General features: G+C 47.1%; 31 protein-coding genes. 1 reads left to right on the forward strand and 30 read right to left on the reverse strand.

The genetic code is table 11. The features are described from left to right. Positions 1–266: 266 nt before the first annotated feature. The 3 genes from G6R30_RS02565 to rplM all read right to left on the reverse strand — a co-directional run bounded on the left by G6R30_RS02565 (position 267) and on the right by rplM (position 2,849). A complete protein-coding gene (locus G6R30_RS02565; RefSeq protein ID WP_213821173.1) occupies positions 267–1,781 on the reverse strand; it encodes a collagen binding domain-containing protein in 1,515 nt (504 codons plus the stop codon). 211 nt (positions 1,782–1,992) lie between these two features. Further along, positions 1,993–2,388 carry a 30S ribosomal protein S9 gene (gene rpsI / locus G6R30_RS02570; RefSeq protein ID WP_213821176.1) on the reverse strand — a complete coding sequence of 132 codons (396 nt, stop codon included), beginning with the start codon at positions 2,386–2,388 and terminating at the stop codon, positions 1,993–1,995. 17 nt (positions 2,389–2,405) lie between these two features. Beyond that, on the reverse strand, positions 2,406–2,849 hold the full coding sequence (rplM, locus tag G6R30_RS02575; RefSeq protein WP_213821178.1) for a 50S ribosomal protein L13: 444 nt from the start codon (positions 2,847–2,849) through the stop codon (positions 2,406–2,408). Between the two features lie 365 nt (positions 2,850–3,214). On the opposite strand from rplM, the gene G6R30_RS02580 reads away from it, so the two are divergent. Continuing rightward, positions 3,215–4,483, forward strand: coding sequence for a collagen binding domain-containing protein (locus tag G6R30_RS02580; RefSeq protein ID WP_213821180.1), 1,269 nt, complete (start codon positions 3,215–3,217; stop codon positions 4,481–4,483). 548 nt (positions 4,484–5,031) lie between these two features. Here G6R30_RS02580 and G6R30_RS02585 read toward each other — a convergent pair. The 27 genes from G6R30_RS02585 to rpsQ form a co-directional block, all read right to left on the reverse strand. Continuing rightward, the gene (locus tag G6R30_RS02585; protein WP_213821182.1) at positions 5,032–5,442 is read right to left on the reverse strand and encodes a pyridoxamine 5'-phosphate oxidase family protein; all 411 of its coding nucleotides are present in this window, start codon (positions 5,440–5,442) and stop codon (positions 5,032–5,034) included. After that, the gene (gene truA / locus G6R30_RS02590; protein ID WP_213821191.1) at positions 5,439–6,236 is read right to left on the reverse strand and encodes a tRNA pseudouridine(38-40) synthase TruA; all 798 of its coding nucleotides are present in this window, start codon (positions 6,234–6,236) and stop codon (positions 5,439–5,441) included. The genes G6R30_RS02585 and truA overlap by 4 nt, the downstream gene beginning before the upstream one ends. Before the next feature lie 26 nt (positions 6,237–6,262). Continuing rightward, positions 6,263–7,060 carry an energy-coupling factor transporter transmembrane component T family protein gene (locus G6R30_RS02595; RefSeq protein WP_213821193.1) on the reverse strand — a complete coding sequence of 266 codons (798 nt, stop codon included), beginning with the start codon at positions 7,058–7,060 and terminating at the stop codon, positions 6,263–6,265. Next, a complete protein-coding gene (locus G6R30_RS02600) occupies positions 7,053–7,991 on the reverse strand; it encodes an energy-coupling factor transporter ATPase (protein ID WP_213821195.1) in 939 nt (312 codons plus the stop codon). The genes G6R30_RS02595 and G6R30_RS02600 overlap by 8 nt, the downstream gene beginning before the upstream one ends. After that, positions 7,967–8,788 carry an energy-coupling factor transporter ATPase gene (locus G6R30_RS02605; RefSeq protein ID WP_213821197.1) on the reverse strand — a complete coding sequence of 274 codons (822 nt, stop codon included), beginning with the start codon at positions 8,786–8,788 and terminating at the stop codon, positions 7,967–7,969. Before G6R30_RS02605 ends, G6R30_RS02600 begins: the two co-directional genes overlap by 25 nt. A gap of 69 nt (positions 8,789–8,857) precedes the next feature. Then, positions 8,858–9,265 (reverse strand): DUF3021 domain-containing protein, encoded by a 408-nt coding sequence (locus G6R30_RS02610; RefSeq protein ID WP_213821199.1) that lies wholly within the window; start codon positions 9,263–9,265, stop codon positions 8,858–8,860. 10 nt (positions 9,266–9,275) lie between these two features. Further along, positions 9,276–9,728, reverse strand: a complete 453-nt coding sequence (locus G6R30_RS06200; protein WP_213821201.1) for a LytTR family DNA-binding domain-containing protein — start codon at positions 9,726–9,728, stop codon at positions 9,276–9,278. A 17-nt stretch (positions 9,729–9,745) separates the two neighbouring features. Then, complete coding sequence (locus tag G6R30_RS02620; protein ID WP_213821203.1) at positions 9,746–10,600, reverse strand: ABC transporter permease; 855 nt, start codon at positions 10,598–10,600, stop codon at positions 9,746–9,748. Then, the gene (locus G6R30_RS02625; protein WP_213821260.1) at positions 10,600–11,475 is read right to left on the reverse strand and encodes an ABC transporter ATP-binding protein; all 876 of its coding nucleotides are present in this window, start codon (positions 11,473–11,475) and stop codon (positions 10,600–10,602) included. Before G6R30_RS02625 ends, G6R30_RS02620 begins: the two co-directional genes overlap by 1 nt. Before the next feature lie 153 nt (positions 11,476–11,628). Next, positions 11,629–12,012: a 50S ribosomal protein L17 gene (gene rplQ / locus G6R30_RS02630; RefSeq protein WP_213821205.1), complete on the reverse strand. Its 384-nt coding sequence runs from the start codon at positions 12,010–12,012 to the stop codon at positions 11,629–11,631. Positions 12,013–12,047: 35 nt separating this feature from the next. Further along, entirely contained in the window at positions 12,048–12,992 is a 945-nt protein-coding gene (locus tag G6R30_RS02635) for a DNA-directed RNA polymerase subunit alpha (RefSeq protein WP_213821207.1), read from the reverse strand. Between the two features lie 50 nt (positions 12,993–13,042). Further along, positions 13,043–13,429: a 30S ribosomal protein S11 gene (gene rpsK / locus G6R30_RS02640; protein WP_010691211.1), complete on the reverse strand. Its 387-nt coding sequence runs from the start codon at positions 13,427–13,429 to the stop codon at positions 13,043–13,045. Positions 13,430–13,581: 152 nt separating this feature from the next. Beyond that, positions 13,582–13,953, reverse strand: a complete 372-nt coding sequence (gene rpsM, locus G6R30_RS02645; RefSeq protein WP_213821209.1) for a 30S ribosomal protein S13 — start codon at positions 13,951–13,953, stop codon at positions 13,582–13,584. Between the two features lie 72 nt (positions 13,954–14,025). Beyond that, complete coding sequence (rpmJ, locus tag G6R30_RS02650; RefSeq protein ID WP_213821211.1) at positions 14,026–14,145, reverse strand: 50S ribosomal protein L36; 120 nt, start codon at positions 14,143–14,145, stop codon at positions 14,026–14,028. A 42-nt stretch (positions 14,146–14,187) separates the two neighbouring features. Then, entirely contained in the window at positions 14,188–14,403 is a 216-nt protein-coding gene (gene infA / locus G6R30_RS02655) for a translation initiation factor IF-1 (RefSeq protein WP_010691205.1), read from the reverse strand. Between the two features lie 95 nt (positions 14,404–14,498). Further along, positions 14,499–15,065 carry an adenylate kinase gene (locus G6R30_RS02660; RefSeq protein ID WP_213821213.1) on the reverse strand — a complete coding sequence of 189 codons (567 nt, stop codon included), beginning with the start codon at positions 15,063–15,065 and terminating at the stop codon, positions 14,499–14,501. Positions 15,066–15,085: 20 nt separating this feature from the next. Beyond that, the gene (gene secY, locus G6R30_RS02665; RefSeq protein ID WP_213821215.1) at positions 15,086–16,384 is read right to left on the reverse strand and encodes a preprotein translocase subunit SecY; all 1,299 of its coding nucleotides are present in this window, start codon (positions 16,382–16,384) and stop codon (positions 15,086–15,088) included. Continuing rightward, positions 16,384–16,818 carry a 50S ribosomal protein L15 gene (rplO, locus tag G6R30_RS02670; RefSeq protein WP_213821217.1) on the reverse strand — a complete coding sequence of 145 codons (435 nt, stop codon included), beginning with the start codon at positions 16,816–16,818 and terminating at the stop codon, positions 16,384–16,386. Before rplO ends, secY begins: the two co-directional genes overlap by 1 nt. A 28-nt stretch (positions 16,819–16,846) precedes the next feature. Next, a complete protein-coding gene (gene rpmD / locus G6R30_RS02675; protein ID WP_010691200.1) occupies positions 16,847–17,029 on the reverse strand; it encodes a 50S ribosomal protein L30 in 183 nt (60 codons plus the stop codon). A gap of 11 nt (positions 17,030–17,040) precedes the next feature. Then, positions 17,041–17,547: a 30S ribosomal protein S5 gene (gene rpsE, locus G6R30_RS02680; protein WP_010691199.1), complete on the reverse strand. Its 507-nt coding sequence runs from the start codon at positions 17,545–17,547 to the stop codon at positions 17,041–17,043. A gap of 19 nt (positions 17,548–17,566) precedes the next feature. Further along, positions 17,567–17,920, reverse strand: a complete 354-nt coding sequence (gene rplR / locus G6R30_RS02685) for a 50S ribosomal protein L18 (protein WP_213820140.1) — start codon at positions 17,918–17,920, stop codon at positions 17,567–17,569. A gap of 87 nt (positions 17,921–18,007) precedes the next feature. Continuing rightward, on the reverse strand, positions 18,008–18,544 hold the full coding sequence (gene rplF / locus G6R30_RS02690) for a 50S ribosomal protein L6 (RefSeq protein WP_213821219.1): 537 nt from the start codon (positions 18,542–18,544) through the stop codon (positions 18,008–18,010). Between the two features lie 24 nt (positions 18,545–18,568). Beyond that, positions 18,569–18,967 carry a 30S ribosomal protein S8 gene (gene rpsH, locus G6R30_RS02695; protein ID WP_213793333.1) on the reverse strand — a complete coding sequence of 133 codons (399 nt, stop codon included), beginning with the start codon at positions 18,965–18,967 and terminating at the stop codon, positions 18,569–18,571. A 123-nt stretch (positions 18,968–19,090) separates the two neighbouring features. Continuing rightward, positions 19,091–19,633: a 50S ribosomal protein L5 gene (rplE, locus tag G6R30_RS02700; RefSeq protein ID WP_213821221.1), complete on the reverse strand. Its 543-nt coding sequence runs from the start codon at positions 19,631–19,633 to the stop codon at positions 19,091–19,093. Positions 19,634–19,668: 35 nt separating this feature from the next. Continuing rightward, the gene (gene rplX / locus G6R30_RS02705) at positions 19,669–19,977 is read right to left on the reverse strand and encodes a 50S ribosomal protein L24 (RefSeq protein WP_213793331.1); all 309 of its coding nucleotides are present in this window, start codon (positions 19,975–19,977) and stop codon (positions 19,669–19,671) included. Positions 19,978–19,999: 22 nt separating this feature from the next. Further along, a complete protein-coding gene (gene rplN / locus G6R30_RS02710; RefSeq protein WP_213821223.1) occupies positions 20,000–20,368 on the reverse strand; it encodes a 50S ribosomal protein L14 in 369 nt (122 codons plus the stop codon). A 49-nt stretch (positions 20,369–20,417) separates the two neighbouring features. Then, positions 20,418–20,684 carry a 30S ribosomal protein S17 gene (rpsQ, locus tag G6R30_RS02715; RefSeq protein ID WP_213821225.1) on the reverse strand — a complete coding sequence of 89 codons (267 nt, stop codon included), beginning with the start codon at positions 20,682–20,684 and terminating at the stop codon, positions 20,418–20,420. Between the last annotated feature and the right edge of the window lie 20 nt (positions 20,685–20,704).

Raw genomic sequence — 20,704 nt, forward strand, 5'->3', positions numbered from 1 at the left:
AATCTCGGCGCTCGTCCTTTATTCTGGGATTCATGTCATATAGCTTTCGGGTATACATCAACAAACGTGTCATTTTTTCAATAAAGCCCAGGATTAGGTTGCTTTTTATCGTAAAAATGACTTTTTTTTAAAGAACGAAGGCGACTTTTCGACAGGGCATTTTCTACTTATCGACAGGTAATGTGGATTTCGTGCACTTATCGACTGAGTTATCGACAGCCTGATAGACAACAAAAGCAGTCCGAATGGACTGCTTTTTGCTTGTTTTACTTGTGCTTGGTTGAATACCAAACGAGGCCGGCGGTCAAAACCGTAGCGGTCAGTAACAGAAGGGAACCCTTCCGGCTAATCACTTGGGCCGTTGCTGGCAAAGTCTTGCCGATGCGGTACTTGTTTCCAACATCCGATGGGATCAGCGGTGTCGTGTCCGCTTGGGCATTTCCAGAAGCATTCTTTGCCGAATCATTCGACTGTTTTCCCTTCTCATCGCTTGGCTGCTTACCCTTATTGGGAACGGGAGCAGGTGTTGGATTAGGGGTTGGCGCTGGTGTTGGTTCAGGTTTTGGCGCAGGGCTTGGTGCCGGCGTGGGCTTTGGACTAGGATTTGGACTTGGTGCCGGACTGGGACTAGGGCTTGGCGTAGGATTTGGCGTCGGTGCCGGGTTTGGGCTAGGCGCTGGACTAGGATCCGGCGTTGGCTTATTACCAGAGTTCGCCGAACCCGAACCATTGGTGAGTCCCTGCCAGACAGTCACGGAATCGCCCGGCAAGTTGCTGGCAGTATATTTTGCCGTATTGCCGTAGGAAGGCGACTCGCGGTCATCGGTGATTCGCGTATCGTAGGCGACGACGACGGCGCCGTGAGTATCGCCGATATTCACGGTAAAGTCTTGTCCGGAAGTCTGATGAATTTGATCACTGGCGATTGCCGCCCCAACGGTATAGTTTTGCCCATCCGTGAAGGTCGCATAGTTTGCCGTGATAGGCGATACAATCTGATGGCCCGACAGGACTTGGTCAGTAATGACGCCGTTTTGAATGGCCAACTGGGCATTGGCGTTTAACCGGATTCGCCAGTGAACCAGATCCTTGTCGGTTGGGTCAAACCAGGACCACTTGAAAATCTGCTCCTGTTTGGCTGGCCCGGCGATGGGTCCGACGGGAACCGTCGTCGACAAATCGCCAATTCCCCAAGGAATGACGTTATTCTTATCAGGCGTAATCGCACCAGCATTGAAGGTCAGCGGCAATTTTAGGCTTCCAGTCAACGTATGGGTTTTAATCGCCTGGGCGGTGTAGTCATTAAAGGTCACGACAATCGTCTTGGCGCTCCTATTCACGTGAACCGCGGCAAAAATGTTGCCCGCCGTTGATTTAATATTAAAGTCGTCATCGGTCAAGGCATCGAGTTGTGCGGGAATCGGCAGTGTGAGCGTATCCCCCGCCGACAACTCGGCGTTATTTGGCACAGCAAAGTTCCAAGTGGCCAGGACTTTGTCATAAAAGCCCATGGGATTGGCACCCGGATCGGATACATCCGACAAATTGATGCTCGTAATGTAATCCTTGGGATTTAACACGGCAGCGGCGGCAGCCGACCGGCTATTATGAAAGCCCTGAAATTCATCCTGGTTATTGGAAGAAAAGGTCAGCGCATTCAGACCTAGCAACAACAGGAAGGTCAGCATTGCTAATGAAATGAAACGTTGAACAGGCTTCTGTTTACTGGTTGGCTGTGTGCTTTGATGATCTGCCAACCCCTTTTTCTGATGATTTGTCACGGTTCACTCCCTCATTGATTGGTTCAATTAATCGGCCAGGCCTTAGCGCTCTGCCGACTCTTACCAATCGCTCTCTAATGCCCATTTTCCCGCTCTTTTACAAAGATGTCAAAGAGAAAATTAGACGATAAGAAAACTCCTTTCAGTCAATTGTTCAAACAAAAAAAGCCCAACCAATTGGTCGGACTTTTGTAAAACGATAATCGTAAAATTAACGCTTTGAAAACTGTGATGCCTTACGGGCCTTCTTAAGACCTGGCTTCTTACGTTCCTTCATACGAGCGTCACGAGTCAAAAGACCAGCTTGCTTCAATGCTGAACGGAAGTCAGGGTCAACCGTCAACAAGGCACGGGCGATACCGTGACGAGTTGCACCAGCTTGACCTGAGAATCCACCACCGTTAACGTTAACAAGTACGTCGTAGTTACCCAACGTATCCGTTGCGTTAAATGGTTGCAAAACAACTTCACGCAAGTTAGGGAAAGGAATGTAGTCTTCAATTGACTTGCCATTCATCGTAATTGCGCCAGTACCAGGTACCAAACGTACACGGGCAACTGAGTTCTTACGACGACCAGTTCCGGCATATTGTGCTGCTTCAGTCATATTCTTGGTCTCCTTTCTTAAACTAACTTGTTGATGTCAAGCACTTCAGGCTTTTGTGCAGCGTGGTCGTGATCGGCTCCAGCGTAAACGTGGAGGTTCAAACCTTGCTTGCGACCCAAAGAAGTCTTAGGCAACATACCCTTGATTGACAATTCCAACAACTTTTCAGAATCGTATTGACGGTAGTTACCAGCAGTACGTTCCTTCAAGCCACCTGGGTGGTTTGAGTGGTGGTAGTAAATCTTGTCTGTTGCTTTCTTACCAGTCAACTTCACTTCTGAAGCGTTGATGATGATGACGTTGTCACCCATGTCAACGTTAGGCGTGAAAGTTGGCTTGTTCTTACCACGCAAAATGGCAGCAACAACCGTTGACAAACGTCCTAATACGACGTCCTTTGCATCAATGATGTACCACTTCTTTTCGATTTCGCCTGGCTTTGCTAAAAATGTTGTACGCATGGCGCGCTCCTTTAATTAGTTGTTTACAATGTCTGAGCGTTCCTTCTCAGACGGTTACAATAAGTTTCCGGGGCTTATCGTGAGGTAAACAATACCGACTTACAGTATATAAAATAATCTGCTAACTGTCAATGAAAGTTGCGGGACTTTTCCCGTTCTTTCGCCCTTTTAAAAGTCATCAACCTTTTCCTTGTCTTTTATCTATTATATAGGGAAAAAGTCGCCTCCCCCTGCTCTTTTGAAAAATACCCGAGTAAAATAGAAGATGTAGAAATATTTGATACAAATGATATTCTATCGAAAGAATACGAACACCTATCATTTAACTTCTGATTTTGTTACCATTTCCGCTAAGGAGGCAGAACATGACAAATAACAAGCAGCGCATTCGTTCGCTTTATCTTTTGTCACTCGCTGTTTTAGCTTCGTTTTTCATGGCATTCCTTGCAACGCAACCGGTTAACGCTAGTGAAACGAACAGCTATCTCACCAGCGTGACGTTGAAAGATACGACCGATCCGAGTGCCACAACGCATTTTGGCCCGGTTGACGATTTACAAGTCAACTACGGCTTTCACATCCCCAAGGGTTCCTTAAGCAGTGAAAACAATACTCTGACTGTTCAGCTGCCTGACCAGTTTTCGCTTCAATCTTCTTTGAACTTTGATCTCAAGGATAGTTCAGGCAATGTCATCGGGAACGCTGTGGCTGACCCTAATACAAAGAAAGTGAACGTTACTTTTACAAGCCAGGGCATCAATGAAAATAAGAACGGCGATTTAACTGGGGAATTTCACGTCGCACTGAAATGGGATTTAAACGTGGTTTCCACTGCCACCACAATTACCATTCACTGGAATCTTCCGGACAGTGATGGCACGACACCTAATAGTACGAATGTCATTATCAACCCCGCTACGGGTCCTGACCCAAATGAGAAACTCTCGAAATGGTCTTGGCCAGATAAACAAAATCCTAAAATTTTTCACTGGGCAATCCGCGTTAATTATAAAAAGCAACAAATTAACGACGCCGTCTTGTCTGATCAACTTGGTCCAGGACAGAAGTTTGTCGGCACTTTCTCCGGCCGCTTCGTCGTCTATGACGCTAACGGAACCCTTGTAAAATCTGTCGAATATTATACCGATTCTGCTTTTAAACGAGATAGTGATACGGCCTTTCATATTGATCTAGGTGATATTAACTCCACTTACATCATTTATTATGAAACAGAGGTCACGGACAACGGTGCTATGAAAAATTATGGCAATACCGCAGATTTAACTGGTAAGAATATTGCCACAGAAAGGCGAACCGTTTATTCACCTGCATATTCTGGTGGTGGCTCGGCAAGTTCGAATGGTAGTGGTGGTGATACGCCAAACACACCAAACACACCAAGTACGCCATCAACGCCTAACATCCCATCGACACCTGCTCTTCCAGAAAACTCGAATCAGTCAAACGATTCGCAGTCGAAGACGACTAGCGCACCAGCAAGTACGAGCCAAGCGGCTGCACCCGCTGCCCTACCGGCAACTGGAAAAGAAGCAACAAGCTTATTGACAGTCCTTGGATTAACGGCCAGCTTAACAACCGCTGGTCTGTACTTCATCACACGTCAAAAGAAGTAAATCAATAAAGAAAGCCGTCCGAATGATTTCGGACGGCTTTTTATTTTGGGTTTATTTTGTTAGAAAAGACCGGTGGCTAAGGAGTAATTAGCCACCGATCCAATTAGGAAAAAGGGGTTGCCAGTAGCATCCCGCAGCTACTAAAGACAAGTTTCAGGAAGTCCAGTTAGCAAAGTAAGAGGATTTTGCAATGGAACATGATTACGATACCGTCTTCGCCAATGGTTAATAATCGACACGGGATCAAAGCGCCTATTCAAGGCACAGTGATCCTTCCTTCAGGTCATCACCCCAAAGACGTGCACGATATTACGGAAGAGAAGAGTACCAAGCACAAGAGAGAAGCACTAGGCAACCAATCGGCGAAGTCGGTGGAGAAGCAACCGCCTTTTTCCTGTTTCATTTATACCACGGTTTGGAATAAAAGGGCAAGATTTTTGTTTGATTATTTTAAATAAAAGCAGTTAATATACAAAATATTAAAATTTGTATCGTTTTAAACAAAAAGAAAAGCATCCGGCTGTTGCGGATGCTTTTTCAGTTAGCTTTTAATCTTCAAAGGTCACCACTTCATTGCCGGCATAGGAGGCCAAGCGAGCTGAACGAATCGTCAACTCCAAGAGCACCTCATTTTCTGGATGTGGGTGATTTTGGTGGAAGACCGGGTTGGTGAAGTAATCCTTCACATCTGCCCAAGTCTTATTCGATGCTTGCAGGCGTGCACGGTTCGATTCGATTCGTGCGCCGTTTTCATTCATGACCGTCATGATGGCCACTCGGTTGTTTTCCTTTAGGTCGGCCATCTTACCAGCATCTGGCTGGCTCACGAGGTACCAGTGGTTGACCCTGTTCGGATCCATGGCAAACCCCATGATGCGCAAACCTGGCTGTCCATCTTTTTCAGTCGCTACGTAGATCAAGCCCTTTGCAGCTTGGGCGTACTCTTCAAACAATGTCATTTGCTACCCCCTTCAATGTCACTATCTCCATTATAGTCGATATGATCCAAATATAAACCAGCGGCCGGTGCCGTATAACGTGCCTGCTCCCGATCCTTAGCAGCAATCAGTGCTGGAATACAATCAGGTTCACGGCGACCGGTGCCGATTTCGAGTAAAACACCAACCATGATTCGAATTTGATTATACAAGAAGGCGTTTCCCTCAAAAGTGAAGACCAGCTCTTGCTCAGCCTCTTTTACTTCCACTTCTGCCCGGGTAATCGTCCGAATAGTTGTGGCCGTCTGGTTGCCCGAGGCGGCAAAGGTGGCAAAGTCCTGCTCACCAATTAAGTCAGGCAAGGCTGCTTCAATCCGCTTTGGATCTAAGTGCCAGTGAAAGTGGCCGGTATAGCGACGCTTAAAGGGGTCGACATAGTCAGCCGTCGATACCCGATAGTAATAGCGCTTGTTGTGCGAGGCAAAGCGGGCGTGAAAGTCCGAGCTGACCTGTCGCACCTCTTTAACCAGAATATCCCGTGGCAAAATGGTGTTGAGCCCCTTGCGGACCCCCTCACCCGGAATGTCATAAGGAAGGTCAAAATGAATGACCTGGCCGTTGGCATGAACGCCGGTGTCGGTGCGAGAAGCACCGACGACTTTGATCCGTTCGGCCGGATTCTTGCCCATCTGGTTGACGGCCTTAATGAGCTCGCCTTGCACCGTTCGATGGCGCTCGACGCCGTTTTTCGATTGTACTTGAAAGCCCAGAAAATCCGAGCCATCGTAAGAAACAACTGCACGGTAGCGTGGCATACCGAGCTCCTTTCAATAAAAAAGTCTTATAAAATGCTTAGCCAAACAAAGCCAATGGCAAAAATCAGCGTGGCAAAGAAGGCCAGGGTGTCATCCCGTCCATAGGACAGTTCCCGATAGCGCGTTCGGCCTTCCGCTGACTCAAAGCCGCGGACCTCCATCGCGTTGGCCAAGTCTAAGGCACGTTGCAGGGCGCCGACAAAGAGCGGCACCAGCAAGGGAACAACCGCTTTGGCCCGCTTGATGAGCGAACCGGTCGAAAGCGACATCCCCCGGGACTTTTGCGCTTTCATGATTTTGTCCGTTTCGGCCATTAGTAATGGCACAAAACGTAGGGCAATCGAAAGCATCAAGGCCAGTTCAGCAACCGGCACTCGGAAAAACTTTAACGGTTTCAGCAGTGATTCAATGGCCGATGCAATGGCGGTCGGTGCTGTCGTGATGGTCAGAATGGTTGACATTAAGACGATCAAAACAAAGCGAACGACCACATAAACGGCGTTTATTAGGCCTGGTGTGGTGACTTTGACAGGGCCAAAGGTGAAGAGAACCGGGGTTCCACCAGAAAAAAGCAGCTGCAAGACCACGGTGAAGAGAATCAGCCACAAGATTGGCTTAATGCCGCGCCAGTAAAGGCCGAGCCCCTGCCTTGTCAGCAAGAGTGCCGTGAGTAGAAAGGCGGCCGACCAGAGGTAACTTTGCCAGTCATTAGCAAAAACCAGGAGGAAAACGTATACGATCGTCATCAAGATTTTCGTTCTCGGGTCAAGACGGTATAACAGCCCGTCACCCGGTACGTATTGCCCAATTACGAGGTTATTCATGGCGGAATCCCCCTTTATCACTGGTTGGTTGGGCAGACTGGCTCGTCAGCGCCCCATTTTTCTGCTCGGCATTGCCCTTCGGCCAATCAATCTGATCGTTGATTTGTTCTGCCAAGTCATCAGCCGTCTTGGCCAGGTGGTCAAAAATGAAACCAGCTGCCGCCAATTGCTTTTGAAAGGCAACGGTTTCAGGCAAGTCTAAGTGCTGTGCCTCGAACCAGGATTGGGGGCGCTCGAAGAGTGCCGTCACCGTTTCATCGGCGGCAACCTGTCCGTCATTCATCACGACCACGCGATCAGCAAGGGCTAACACCTGCTCCATTTGGTGGGAAATCAAAACAATCGTTTTGCCGGCTGCGCGCAAATCCTTTAAGAGCTGCAGCAGTTCTTCCTGTCCAGCTGGATCTAAGCCAGCCGCAGGTTCATCAAAAACCATTGTTTGCGGATCCATGGCCAAAACACCGGCCAGTGCCACGCGACGCATCTGCCCGCCCGATAAATTAAAGGGTGACTGATCGTAAAAAGTCGCATCCAGCCCCACTTGCGTCAGCGCTTTCTCGGCTGCTGCCCGTGCGTCTTTTGGCTCGGCGCCAAAGTTTAACGGCCCGTACATCACATCTTCAATCACCGTGGGGGCAAAGAGTTGCGCTTCAGGAAACTGAAAAACCATCCCCACTTCCGCACGAATGGCAGTCAATTGCTTTTCCTTCGTCTGGCTGGTCACCAGGTGCTGACCAATTTGGACCTGCCCGGCCGTCGGCTTGAGCAAGGCGTTCAATTGCTGAACCAGCGTGGACTTACCAGAACCGGTTTGTCCGATAATGGCGGTAATTTGGTTCTCTGGAATTGTTAATTGAATATCTTTTAGCACCGGAACTTCTTGCTTTCCGGTTCCATAGGCAAAGTCTACGCCTTCAATGTTGATAACCATGTGGCCAACTCCTGCGTCGTCAGATAGGAAGGATTCATGATGCCAAGGCTCTTTTGCAAGTCCATGGCAAATGGCTGGGCCAAGCCCAATGCCCGTAAGCGATCACCTTTTAGAAAGAGCGTTTCCGGCTTTTCATCAAAGACCAGGCGCCCATCATCAATCACGGCCACGCGGTCTGCCATGGCGGCCTCCTCCATATCATGGGTGATCATAATCAACGTTAACTCATCTTGATACCGCGCCTTCAATTCCTTCAGGTTTTGCAAGAGTGCTTGCTTGCCTTCGGGATCCAGCATGGCGGTTGCTTCGTCTAAAATAATGACCTTTGGTTCTAAGGCCAGGACGGAAGCCATCGCCACCCGCTGCTTCTGTCCGCCGGAGAGCGTGTGTGGTTCCCGGTCGGCAAAGTCTGCCATGCCAACTTGCTTGAGCGCCCGTTCGATTTTGGCCGGCATCTCAATCGATGGTAGCTGGTGGTTTTCTAATCCAAAGGCCACATCGTCAGCAACCGTCGCCCCAACAAACTGGTTATCTGGGTTTTGGAAAACCATCCCCACTTGACGGCGAATGGCCGACAGGCTCTGTTCGGAAAGCACTTGGCCAAAGACCGTCACTTGGCCCTCATCAAAGTCAAGCAAGCCCAAAATCAGCTTGGCTAAAGTGGACTTACCAGAGCCATTATGTCCGACAATGGCTAGCCATTCCCCCACTGCAACGGAGAGATTGAAATCCTTGAAAAGGGCTTCTTGATCCGGGTAGGCATAGGTTAATTTTTTGATTGTGATTGCGTCTGTCATTACCTGTTATTTTACCATATTGCCGGGTCTTCGGCCGACTTTGCCAGACAGTAAAAAAAGACTAATCACTTAGTCTTTTTCTTGCTGATGTCTTTTGGAAAGTGCTTGGTTGATCTTTGAAATTTTTTTCTGTTGGTTGAAGCGAATAATCCCCCAAATGATGGCGTAGGCGATCAGAAAATTGAGCCAAATCATCGGATTGTCCATTTTCATATCAAAGCAGTTCGTCCATGTTCCTGCTAGCCAAACTAGAAAAGCCGTGCCAAAGAGATGGCTGACAAAGAGCGTCAAGAAGCTAAAGCGATCGCTTTCAAAAATTATGGACAGCAGGCCAATGCCTGCCGACATCAATAAAATGGCCCAAATGCTGCTTATTGAAATGGTCAGTTCGCTCGTCATCGTGCTGGCTAAAATAATTAAATAGGTCGCCGAACCAAAGCCAATTCCCCGGATGACGTGTTGGAATACTTTTTTCATGAATGACCTCCTACAGTCCCAATTGCTCGGTTAGCTTTTTGACGTAACGTCGGCTCACCATGGTTTGGTTCCCTTGGCTCAATTTTGCCAACATGGAGCCGAAAAAAGAGTTTTCTAACCGTTCAAGATGGGCAATATTGACCGCGGCATGTTTGGATACCTGAACAACGTTTTCGTTCTTCATGCGAGCCAACAACTGTGTCAACGTCCCCTTTGTGACGAGCAAGTCCTTTGTCGTGTAAATGAGCAGCTCTGTTTCCGAGACATCCACGTATATCACGTCTGCCATCCGGACTAGCTGAATGCCATCCGCTGTTTTGAACGAGAGGACTTTGGGGCTTTCTTTCTCCAACGCCGATAGGCTGGCAATGACTTTGGCCACTTGCTGATTTTTTTCAGCAGCCGCAACGGTCACTTCCACCTCGCCTTCCGGCATTTCCTTTTCAACAAATTGGATTTTCACGATTGGATCAACCTAACTTAGGCAAAACGCCTCTTTTTTAGACTTTGAATGGTCAAAACCCCTGCGGAAACAAGCAGTACCACGAGGACAACCAAGTAACTTTGCGCATGCGTTAGCAGCGCCGTCAATTCTATTTTAACACCCATCTTTTTTTCAAAGTAATCAAGTTGTGCTGGCGCCTTTGCGAACACCTCATTTAGCTTTGGTGTCATCAATGCTTGTCGATAGAGCGCCGCAATGTAGGTGCCTGGTGTCAGCTTCATTAACAACTGGGCAAAGTCCGGTAGCGTGCCAAGCGGTACATAGGTACCCACTAGGAAGCCCGAAGCCGTTCCGATTAACGATGCTAATTTTGACAGAGAATCCACCGAGTGGAGCAAGCCGACAATCAAGGCATTGACAGCCGTTGATAAAATTGCGGAAAGCAGCATAATGAAGAAGACTTCTGGCAGAACGCTAATGGAAAAGGACAGCGAATCCGTCCAGGCAAAGTAGCCGGTCATCACCAGGTAGACGATGGCTTGCATAACAAAAGCAATCGATGCAGCTGACAGTAGATAGGAAGCTCGAACAGCGACCGGTCCAATGTCTGTTAGACGCAAATCAAGATCAATCTTTTGCTCCTGATCCTTGACCATTTGGGAAAGTGCCGTCAACGAGGTCGTAATCCCCGTAATCGTTAACGTACCCGCGATTAGCCAGTTATCCAAGAGCTGCGAAGCATCTGGTAGGGTTGCCCAATTGGCCTTAATGGATTGTTTTAAAAAGACCAAGTAGAGAACAAAGGATATGAGCGCACCAAAGAGTGAGAAAAACACGCCGGAGCGATTTCTGAAATAAAGCATTAAGTGACGTTTAACAAGTGACAACATTAGCGCATCTCCTTTCCAGTCAGGGCAACAAAGGCATCGTCCATCGTTCCCGGCCGGTATTCAAAATTCTCAATTCGTTCTTCCTCTTGGTTGAGCACTTCCAGAACTTTTTTTGTATCCAAGCCCGCAATTTGCAAGGCGCCTTCCGCTAACCGGCTATAGTCGACAGCCCTTTCGGCAAGCCGCTTTTCAATCGTTTCAACTTGTCCTTCCTTTGGCCAAATGATTAGCTGATTTTTGGCGTACTTGGATTTAATTTCAATGGCCGAGCCAGATGCAATCAACTGGCCGTGATCGACAACGAAAACCTCATCGGCATGGTCCGCCTCGTCCAAATAATGGGTCGTCAGCACTATGGTTAGCCCCTTTGTTTCTTGCAAGTCGTGGAGTAAGGACCAGATGGCATTGCGTGTCTGAATATCTAAGCCGGTTGTCGGCTCGTCCAAAAAGAGTACGTCCGGTTCGTTTAACAGGGCACGGGCAATATCGACCCGGCGCTTTTGTCCGCCAGAAAGCGACCCATACATTTGATCCTGAAAAGTCGTCAATCCCAAATCGTGGATTAGCAAGGGAATTTGGGAGGCCGCAATGTGTCGATATTGTTTGGCTCGAATTTCCAAATTCTCCTTAACCGTTAGCTCGTTATCCAAGACGGATTCCTGGAAGACCAAGACAATTTTGGTCTTGGGGGCGTAGATGACTTGACCAGAGGAAGGCTTGGTCAAACCTGTCAGCGTACGCATCGTCGTGGATTTGCCGGCACCGTTTGGCCCAAGGAGGGCGACAAGCGATCCTTTGTCAATTTTGAGGTTCAGTTGATTGACTGCCAGATGGTCGCCGTACCGCTGGCAGAGGTTTTTGGTTTCAATTTGCATCATTTCTTGCTCCTTTACAATGAATAGTATAGCGAGCAAGGCTTTATAAAAACGCGCCAAGGCGCTAAGCGGTAGTGATTGTCGGTTAAGCGGTAAAAATGAGCAAAAGAAAAACCCCCGACCCAAGGGTCGGAGGTTAAAGGTTTCGAGAAATTAGTCGACTAACTCCAAGATAACCATTTGTGCAGCGTCTCCACGACGTTGAACAGTCTTCATGATGCGCGTGTAACCACCATTGCGGTCAGCAAAACGGGGTGCAACATCTTCAAACAACTTTTGCAAAGCCGTTTGGATACGGATGTTGTCGCCGTCTTCCTTGACGTCAGCAACTTCGTTACGCATGTAGGCAGCAGCCTTACGACGTGCAGCCAAGTCACCCTTCTTACCAAGCGTGATCATTTGGTCAGCTGTCTTGCGGATTTCCTTAGCGCGGGCTTCAGTGGTCTGAATCCGGCCGTTAATCAACAAGTCAGTAGTCAAATCACGCATCATTGCCTTACGTTGTGATGAAGTACGGCCTAACTTACGGTATGACATCGGTTAATCCTCCTTTTTTCTAAACTTTTGATGAATTAATCTTCTTGACGGAAGCCCAAGCCCATCTCAGTCAACTTTTCTTGAATTTCGTCTAATGACTTACGGCCCAAGTTGCGAACCTTCATCATGTCGGCTTCGGAACGGTCGGTCAACTCTTCAATCGTGTTGATACCGGCCCGCTTCAAGCAGTTGTATGAGCGAACTGACAAGTCCAAGTCTTCGATAGGAGCGGCATCTGCGGCTGCGTTAACAGGCGCTTCAGCTTCAACCATCACCTTGGTTTCTTGTGCTACTGGGGAAATATCCGTGAACAAGTTCAGGTGTTCTGTTAGAATCTTTGAACCAAGACTCAAAGCGTCAGATGGCTTGATTGAACCATTGGTCCAAACTTCCATCGTCAACTTATCATAGTCATCACGAGCACCAACACGCTTTTGTTCCACGTGGTAGTTTACTCGCTCGATTGGCGTGTAAATTGAATCAACCGTTAAAACACCGATTGGCATTTCATCACGTAATTGCTTGTTTTCTTCAGCTGAAGCATAGCCACGTCCCTTAACAGCAGAAACCGTCATGTGTAATGACTTACCAGCTGCCAAAGTCGCGATATGCAAATCAGGGTTCAACACTTCAACGTCAGCAGAGCCCATCAAATCGGCTGCTGTGACATCCTTTGGACCTTGAACATCAATTTCCAAAGCGTGTTCTTCAGCTGAATCCGTAGCAAAGACAACTTTCTTCAAGTTCAAGATCAGCTGCGTAACGTCTTCTACAACACCGTCAACGGTGGAGAATTCGTGGACAACGCCGTCAATTTGAACGGTGTTGATTGCTACGCCAGGAAGCGATGACAGCAAGACACGACGAAGGGAATTTCCCAATGTCGTCCCATAGCCACGCTCAAGAGGTTCTACGATAAACTTACCGTAGTTGGCATCCTCTTCGATGTTATGAATATCTGGCTTTTCAAATTCAATCATCTGTTAACTCTAACCCCCCTCTTTTCAAAGCAAAGCGCAATGAAAATCAATTATACACGACGACGCTTTGGTGGGCGTGATCCGTTATGGGGAACTGGGGTAACATCCTTGATTGACGTTACTTCAAGACCAGCTGCGGCCAATGCACGAATGGCTGATTCACGACCGGAACCAGGGCCCTTAACCGTAACAGCAACGGTACGCATGTTAACGTCCAATGCTGATTTTGCGGCTGCTTCCGCTGCCATTTGAGCAGCGAATGGCGTTGACTTACGGGATCCCTTGAATCCAAGGGCACCGGCTGATGACCAGGCAACAGCGTTACCCTGTGCATCGGTAATCATGACGATCGTGTTGTTGAAAGTAGCGTGGATGTGTGCCACACCAGATTCAATGTTCTTTTTGACGCGACGTTTGCGCGTAGTGCGAACTGCCATAATATGCCTCCTTCTTTTTCTTATAATTTCTCGGATGAGACAAGCTCATCAACATTACACAACTTTGGTTGTGATAATCATTTCTCACGAAAGTGAGGCTCTTCTAAAAAATGGCTTAAGCCGCTTTTTCATTAAAGAGATGGTAAGAAAAATTACTTCTTCTTACCTGCAATTGCCGTAGCTGGGCCTTTGCGAGTACGGGCGTTGTTCTTCGTGTGTTGTCCACGAACGGGCAAGCCCTTACGGTGACGAATACCACGGTACGCAGCGATTTCTTGGAGTCCCTTGATATCAAGTGATACCTTACGACGCAAATCACCTTCCAACTGCAAGTTCAATGAAGCGATTGCTTCACGGATCTTGTCTTCGTCATCAACTGACAAATCACGAACACGGATGTCTTCTGACACACCGGCCGTCTTCAAGATCTTTTGTGCAGTGTTTGCACCGATTCCGTAGATGTATGTTAAGCCAATGACAATTCGCTTGTCACGTGGCAAATCGATACCTTCAATACGAGCCATAACAATTTACCTCCTTTTGATATTTTGAAAGAACCTTTACGTTCAATTTCAAGTGTTATTAAGTGGTAAGTTTTACTTACCTGCGCGTTGCTTGTGCTTAGCGTTAGCTGGGCAAATAACCATTGTCCGGCCGTTACGCTTGATAATGCGACAAGATTCACACATCTTTTTTACTGATGGACGTACCTTCATAATCTATTCCTCCTATTCGGTTAACTGATTATTGACCGTTCCTTAACGGAAACGGTAAGTAATACGACCCTTTGTCAAGTCGTAGGGTGACATCTCAACTGTGACGCGGTCACCTGGCAAGATACGGATATAGTTCTTTCGAATCTTACCGGAAACATGCGCCAGGATTACCGCCCCGTTTTCAAGTTCGACTTGAAACATTGCGTTTGGCATTGTCTCTTTGACTTTGCCTTCAATTTCAATGACATCGTTGGCCACGCAGATTACCTCCTATGTAACCATGCTTCAACATAATCGATAAGTGCTTAACCTATCAAATTATACCAGAATTATCAATAGCTGACAAGAAATGCTTAGTTCAAGCCATTCAAGACAGTCTTCACGTTTGAATAAATCGTATCCAAATCGCCTTCACCATCAATCGTGTGCAGAACCTTGTGCTTTTCATAGTAGTCAACTAATGGTAAGTTCGCTTTCTTGTTGACTTCCAAGCGGTGTGCGATAACTTCCTTTGTGTCATCCGCACGTCCACGGCCCAACAAGCGCTGAACCAAAACGTCATCTGCTACCTTGAAATACAAAGTAGCGGATACCGCTTCGTTTCGTTCAGCCAAGAATTGGTCCAAGAACTTCGCTTGGTCTTCGTTTCGGGGATACCCATCCAACATAAAGCCGTTTTCAACCACATCAGCCTGCGTCAACCGATCGGCGACCATGGCGTTCGTGATTTCATCGGGTACCAAGTTTCCAGCGTCCATGTAAGCGCGGGCTTTTTCACCCAACTCCGTGTTGTCACGGAGGTTTGCGCGGAAGATGTCACCGGTTGAGATGTGAACCATCGGATAATCGGCAACAATCTTTTCAGCTTGGGTTCCCTTACCTGCACCAGGCAGGCCCAAAAGAATTAAGTTTTTTGTCATGACGAGACTCCTTTAGCAAACTAGTGGATAAAGCCCACGTAGTTTTTCTTTTGCAGCAAACCATCGATTTGACGAAGCAAATCAAGAGTAACTCCAATGGTGATCAGCAGGGATGTTCCACCCAAACCAATCTTTTCGTTCAATCCCCATACATCGGAGGCAATCAACGGTACCAAGGCGACAAAGCCAAGGTAGAGGGCACCGACGAAGGACAAACGAAGCAAAAGCTTCGTAATGAACTTCTGTGTTTCGATACCAGGACGAACCGACACGATGTATGCCCCCTGCTTTTGCAAGTTCTCGGAAAGCTTTTCCGGGTTGACCTGAACAAAGGCATAGAAGTAAGTAAAGAGAATGATCATCACCGTATAGAAGATGGCACCGGTCGTCGTCTGCATTGAGAAAATCTCTTTTAAGACTTTGAACCACTGCTCACTCGAATACTTACTCTGGAAGGCGAAGAGAATCGTTTGAGGTGTTGAAATCAATGACGAAGCAAAGATAACGGGAATAACACCAGAAACGTTCAACTTCAATGGGAGATAGGCCTCAGCACCATATGATGCCGCTGAACGCGTGTATTGGATTTGAAGCTTCCGAGAAGCTTCATAGAACCAAGTGGTAATCCCGATTACCAAGATAATGGCCAATACCAATACCGTTACGAAAATCCAACCATTAACGACTTGCGACTTGGAAGCCTGCAAAACGTTTTGCGTAAAGATTTCCTTAAACGAAGAAGGAGTTTGGGAAATGATACCAGAGAAGATGATCATCGAAACACCGTTTCCAAGACCCTTTTCGGTAATCATTTCACCAAGCCACATGGCAAAGAAAGTACCCATTGTCATGACCGACCCAATCAATAAGAAGGAGGTCACGTTGTTGGTTTGCTGGACCAAGCCATAGGCGGCTAAGGAGTTGAAACCAGCCGTAATTCCGACTGATTGCAAAAAGGCAAAGACAATGGTCAAATAACGGGTCGCTTGATTCAGCTTCCGTCGACCGACTTCACCTTGTTTACTCCATTCGACAAAACGTGGCACGATATCTAATTGCAGCAACTGCACAACAATTTGTGCCGTCACATAGGGTGAAACTCCCATCGCAAAGAGGGAGAAGTTCAACAATCCCCCACCCGAGAAGATATTTAAGATGTTCAAGAGTCCAGAGTTAGCCACTGACTGCAAAGCAGCAGGGTTTACCCCTGGAACCGTGATGTGTGTTCCGATTCGATAAACGAAAATCAGAAACACCGTCCAGAGCATCTTCTTGCGAATATCCTGTTGTCGGATGGCATTAAATAACGTGCGAAACATTAAATCACCTCAGTGTTTCCACCAGCTTGTTCGATGGCCTTCACAGCAGATGCTGAGAACTTGTTTGCCTTAACCGTCAACTTCTTATCAAGTTGACCGTTGGCCAAAATCTTAACACCATCTTTTTGGTTCTTAACGAGACCAGATTCGATCAACAAAGCAGGCGTAACTTCAGTACCGTTATCGAAGTTGTTCAACTTGTCCAAGTTCACAACAGCGAATTCCTTACGTGAAATGTTCGTAAATCCACGCTTTGGAATACGACGGTACAAAGGCATTTGACCACCTTCGAAGCCAAGACGTGTCTTACCACGGGCCTTTTGACCCTTTTGTCCACGACCAGCAGTCTTACCATTTCCAGATGATGTACCACGACCAACACGGTTGCGTACTGAGCGTGAGCCAGCAGCAGGTTGTAATTCGTTCAAATCCATGGTTTGGTCCCTCCTTTTCTTAATTTTTTTACTTTACTTCTTCAACAGAGATCAAGTGTGCAATATGGAAGATTGCGCCACGAGTCGCTGCGTTATCTGGCTTCACCACTGAGCTTGACACACGGTTAAGTCCAAGTGACTTAACGATGGCACGTTGCTTAGGCAAGCGATGAGCCGCACTCTTAATCAAAGTGATTTTCAAATCAGCCATGTTATCGCTCCTTATTCAGCCAAGTGTTCCAAAGAAACACCACGTAAGTTTGCAACGTCGTTTGCATCCTTCAACTTTGACAAACCATCAAAAGTTGCGCGGACAACGTTAACTGGAGTTGATGAACCAAGGGACTTTGCAGTCACATCGGCGATTCCAGCCAATTCCATAACGGAACGAGTAGAACCACCGGCGGCAACCCCGGCACCTTCTTCGGCTGGCTTGATCAAGATCTTACCACCAGCGTGTTCTCCAAGAACATCGTGAGGAATAGTCGTACCAACCATTGGGACAGTAATCAAGTTGCGCTTTGCATCTTCAACGGCCTTACGGATAGCTTCTGGCACTTCTTGCGCCTTACCAGTTCCGAAACCAACGTGTCCTTGCTTGTCACCAACGACAACCAAAGCACCGAAGCGCAAACGACGTCCACCCTTAACAACCTTGGTAACACGGTTAATTGCGACAACGTTTTCTTCTAATTCACCTAATTCTTTAGGGTTTACGAATTCAACCATTTGTTTATTCCTCCTTTCCTTAGAACTTCAAGCCGTTTTCACGGGCTGAGTCAGCCAAAGCCTTTACACGTCCGTGATAGACGTAACCACCACGATCAAAGACAACTTCTTCGATCTTAGCAGCCTTGGCGTTCTTGGCAATCATCTCACCAACCTTAACGGCTTGTTCGACTTTCGTACCGGTAACATCGGCAGATTGTGATGAGGCACTTGCTAGCGTTACACCCGCTACGTCATCAATCAATTGAGCGTAGATGTTTACATTAGAACGGAAAACGTTCAAACGTGGGCGAGCAGCAGTACCAGAGACCTTTCCGCGGACGCGCTTGTGGCGACGTGCACGGAGCTTGTTCTTATCTGGTTTTGAAATCATAGCTGTGCTTTCCTTTTCTAGGCGACCTTGATCGCCTGTTCAAAATAATTAATTAAATCGGTGAAAACTGTTCGTAGAGCCTTAGGCTTACTTACCAGTCTTACCTTCCTTGCGCTTAACAACTTCGCCTTCGTAGCGAATTCCCTTACCCTTATATGGTTCTGGTGGGCGGATGGCGCGGATTTCAGCGGCAAAGTCACCAACGGCTTGCTTTGAAATTCCAGAAATCTTGATCGTCAAAGCGTCAGGCACTTCAACCGTCAATCCTTCGCGGTCTTCAAAGTCAACTGGGTGTGAATAACCAACTGACAAGTTCAATACTGAACCCTTCTTTGCGGCACGGTAACCAACACCAACCATCTTCAATGTCTTAGCGAAACCTTCGGTTACACCTTCGATCATGTTGATGAAGTTTGCTGTGGTCGTTCCGTGCAAAGCACGGTGCTTCTTGTCTTCGGCTGCACGAGTGAAACGAACTTCCGTTCCATCCATGTGCATCGTGATCTCAGGGTTGATGTTGTATGACAATTCACCCTTAGGTCCCTTAACCGTGACGTGTTGTCCGTCCTGCTTAACTTCAACGCCAGCAGGAATCGTAACTACTTTATTACCAATACGGCTCATGGTAAGTCTCCTTTCTTAGATATATTACCAAACGTAAGCCAGCACTTCGCCACCAACTTGGTTAGCGCGTGCGACTTTGTCCGTAACAACACCCATTGATGTTGAAACGATTGCAATACCCAGGCCGTTCAAGACCTTAGGCATGTCTTCGGCCTTGGCATACTTACGCAAACCTGGCTTTGACACACGCTTGATTCCAGTGATGACACGCTGTTGATCTTCCCCGTACTTCAAGAATACGTTGATAACACCTTGCTTGTTGTCTTCAACGAATTCAAAGTCGCGGATGAAACCTTCTTGCTTCAAGATCTCAGCCATGCTCTTCTTCATTTTTGATGCTGGAATTGAAACGGAAGCGTGACGGGCCAAGTTGGCGTTACGAATCCGAGTCAAAAAATCAGCAATTGGATCAGTCATAGACATCTATCGATATCCTCCTTTATTATTTTGAACGTAACAACAATTGATACGCTCTTAAGTCCAGCAGACCGATGTCTACCAGACTTAAGAACGGGTCACTTTAAAAAGTGACCGTTCAAAGTTGTCTTACTTAGCAAAAGGCATGCCAAGTTGAGCCAACAATTCGTGACCTTCTTCATCGTTTTGGGCAGTCGTTACAATAACGATGTCCAAACCGCGAACCTTGTTCACTTTGTCAAAGTCGATTTCAGGGAAAATCAACTGTTCACGGATACCCAACGTGTAGTTTCCGCGACCGTCAAAGGCCTTACCAGAAACACCGTGGAAATCACGAACACGTGGCAAGGAGATGTTAATCAACTTGTCCAAGAATTCGTACATACGATCGCCGCGCAAAGTAACCTTGGTTCCGATTGCCATACCTTCACGCAAACGGAAACCGGCGATTGACTTCTTAGCACGCGTGATAACTGGTTGTTGACCAGCGATCAGCTTCAATTCTTCAACCGCTTCATCGAGGTTCTTTGAGTTTGACACGGCATCACCAACACCCATATTCAAAACGATCTTTTCGATCTTAGGTGCTTGCATGATTGACGTGAAGTTAAACTTCTTGATTAAAGCAGGTTGAACTTCATTAACATATTTTTCTTTTAATTCATTTGCCATGATAATGATTTCTACCTTTCAAATGGTTAGCTTAATTAGCCCAGCTTGTTGCCAGACTTCTTGGCAAAACGTACCTTCTTGCCGTCTTCAAACTTGAATCCAACTTTCGTTGGTTCGTTGGTTGAAGGGTCAAGTACTTGCACGTTTGATGCATGGATAGGTGCTTCAGTATCGATAACACCACCCTGTGGGTATTCGTTAGAAGGCTTTTGATGCTTCTTAACGAGGTTTACGCCTTCGACAACGACGCGGTTTTTTGAAGCAACAGTCTTAGTGATTGTTCCTTCCTTACCCTTGTCCTTACCTGCAATGACGCGAACCTTATCACCTGTTTTTACAAACATGATTGGCTCCTCCTTGTCAATATTAGAGCACTTCTGGTGCCAATGAAACGATACGCGTAAAGTTGTTGTCACGCAATTCACGTGCAACAGGACCAAAGATACGCGTTCCGACTGGTGACTTGTCATCCTTTACGATAACAGCAGCATTTTCATCGAAGTTGATGTATGAACCGTCCGTACGACGTACGTCAGAAACAGTTCGCACGATGACAGCCTTAACGACGTCACCCTTCTTTACTGTACCACCAGGAATAGCTTGCTTAACAGTAGCAACAATCATGTCACCGATGCCAGCAACCTTACGGCCAGAACCACCGAGCACTTTAATCGTCAAGATTTCACGTGCGCCAGAGTTATCAGCCACTTTCAAACGACTCTCTTGTTGAATCATGGTTCATCCTCCTTGTTAGCAATTATTACAGACGAATGGTTAACCTAAATTAAAGGATAACGGCCTCTTCAATGACATTAACCAAACGGAAGTGCTTCGTTGCAGACAAAGGACGAGTTTCCATGATTTGGACGATGTCGCCTTGCTTGGCAACATTCTTTTCATCATGGGCCTTGAACTTCTTCGTATAGCGAACTCGCTTACCATAAACTGGGTGGTTGACGTAAGTGTCAACGGCAACAGTGATCGTCTTTTCCATCTTGTCGGAAACGACGCGGCCGCGGTAGACCTTACGAGCGTTACGTTCTTCACTCATTATTCAGCTTCTTCCTTTCG

Source organism: Fructobacillus parabroussonetiae (assembly GCF_018437265.1).
GTDB classification, from domain to species: Bacteria; Bacillota; Bacilli; order Lactobacillales; family Lactobacillaceae; genus Fructobacillus; species Fructobacillus parabroussonetiae.

Excerpts from the sequence above, each read along its gene's own strand:
- rpsI (WP_213821176.1), bottom strand. The coding sequence starts at position 2,388 with ATGACTGAAGCAGCACAATATGCCGGAACTGGTCGTCGTAAGAACTCA.
- rplM (WP_213821178.1), bottom strand. The coding sequence starts at position 2,849 with ATGCGTACAACATTTTTAGCAAAGCCAGGCGAAATCGAAAAGAAGTGG.
- G6R30_RS02580 (WP_213821180.1), top strand. The coding sequence starts at position 3,215 with ATGACAAATAACAAGCAGCGCATTCGTTCGCTTTATCTTTTGTCACTC.
- G6R30_RS02585 (WP_213821182.1), bottom strand. The coding sequence starts at position 5,442 with ATGACATTGTTTGAAGAGTACGCCCAAGCTGCAAAGGGCTTGATCTAC.
- truA (WP_213821191.1), bottom strand. The coding sequence starts at position 6,236 with ATGCCACGCTACCGTGCAGTTGTTTCTTACGATGGCTCGGATTTTCTG.
- G6R30_RS02595 (WP_213821193.1), bottom strand. The coding sequence starts at position 7,060 with ATGAATAACCTCGTAATTGGGCAATACGTACCGGGTGACGGGCTGTTA.
- G6R30_RS02600 (WP_213821195.1), bottom strand. The coding sequence starts at position 7,991 with ATGGTTATCAACATTGAAGGCGTAGACTTTGCCTATGGAACCGGAAAG.
- G6R30_RS02605 (WP_213821197.1), bottom strand. The coding sequence starts at position 8,788 with ATGACAGACGCAATCACAATCAAAAAATTAACCTATGCCTACCCGGAT.
- G6R30_RS02610 (WP_213821199.1), bottom strand. The coding sequence starts at position 9,265 with ATGAAAAAAGTATTCCAACACGTCATCCGGGGAATTGGCTTTGGTTCG.
- G6R30_RS02620 (WP_213821203.1), bottom strand. The coding sequence starts at position 10,600 with ATGTTGTCACTTGTTAAACGTCACTTAATGCTTTATTTCAGAAATCGC.
- G6R30_RS02625 (WP_213821260.1), bottom strand. The coding sequence starts at position 11,475 with ATGCAAATTGAAACCAAAAACCTCTGCCAGCGGTACGGCGACCATCTG.
- rplQ (WP_213821205.1), bottom strand. The coding sequence starts at position 12,012 with ATGTCATACCGTAAGTTAGGCCGTACTTCATCACAACGTAAGGCAATG.
- G6R30_RS02635 (WP_213821207.1), bottom strand. The coding sequence starts at position 12,992 with ATGATTGAATTTGAAAAGCCAGATATTCATAACATCGAAGAGGATGCC.
- rpsK (WP_010691211.1), bottom strand. The coding sequence starts at position 13,429 with ATGGCAGTTCGCACTACGCGCAAACGTCGCGTCAAAAAGAACATTGAA.
- rpsM (WP_213821209.1), bottom strand. The coding sequence starts at position 13,953 with ATGGCTCGTATTGAAGGTATCGATTTGCCACGTGACAAGCGAATTGTC.
- rpmJ (WP_213821211.1), bottom strand. The coding sequence starts at position 14,145 with ATGAAGGTACGTCCATCAGTAAAAAAGATGTGTGAATCTTGTCGCATT.
- G6R30_RS02660 (WP_213821213.1), bottom strand. The coding sequence starts at position 15,065 with ATGACAAAAAACTTAATTCTTTTGGGCCTGCCTGGTGCAGGTAAGGGA.
- secY (WP_213821215.1), bottom strand. The coding sequence starts at position 16,384 with ATGTTTCGCACGTTATTTAATGCCATCCGACAACAGGATATTCGCAAG.
- rplO (WP_213821217.1), bottom strand. The coding sequence starts at position 16,818 with ATGGATTTGAACGAATTACAACCTGCTGCTGGCTCACGCTCAGTACGC.
- rpmD (WP_010691200.1), bottom strand. The coding sequence starts at position 17,029 with ATGGCTGATTTGAAAATCACTTTGATTAAGAGTGCGGCTCATCGCTTG.
- rpsE (WP_010691199.1), bottom strand. The coding sequence starts at position 17,547 with ATGGTTGAATTCGTAAACCCTAAAGAATTAGGTGAATTAGAAGAAAAC.
- rplR (WP_213820140.1), bottom strand. The coding sequence starts at position 17,920 with ATGATTTCAAAACCAGATAAGAACAAGCTCCGTGCACGTCGCCACAAG.
- rplF (WP_213821219.1), bottom strand. The coding sequence starts at position 18,544 with ATGAGCCGTATTGGTAATAAAGTAGTTACGATTCCTGCTGGCGTTGAA.
- rpsH (WP_213793333.1), bottom strand. The coding sequence starts at position 18,967 with ATGTCTATGACTGATCCAATTGCTGATTTTTTGACTCGGATTCGTAAC.
- rplE (WP_213821221.1), bottom strand. The coding sequence starts at position 19,633 with ATGGCAAATGAATTAAAAGAAAAATATGTTAATGAAGTTCAACCTGCT.
- rplX (WP_213793331.1), bottom strand. The coding sequence starts at position 19,977 with ATGTTTGTAAAAACAGGTGATAAGGTTCGCGTCATTGCAGGTAAGGAC.
- rplN (WP_213821223.1), bottom strand. The coding sequence starts at position 20,368 with ATGATTCAACAAGAGAGTCGTTTGAAAGTGGCTGATAACTCTGGCGCA.
- rpsQ (WP_213821225.1), bottom strand. The coding sequence starts at position 20,684 with ATGAGTGAAGAACGTAACGCTCGTAAGGTCTACCGCGGCCGCGTCGTT.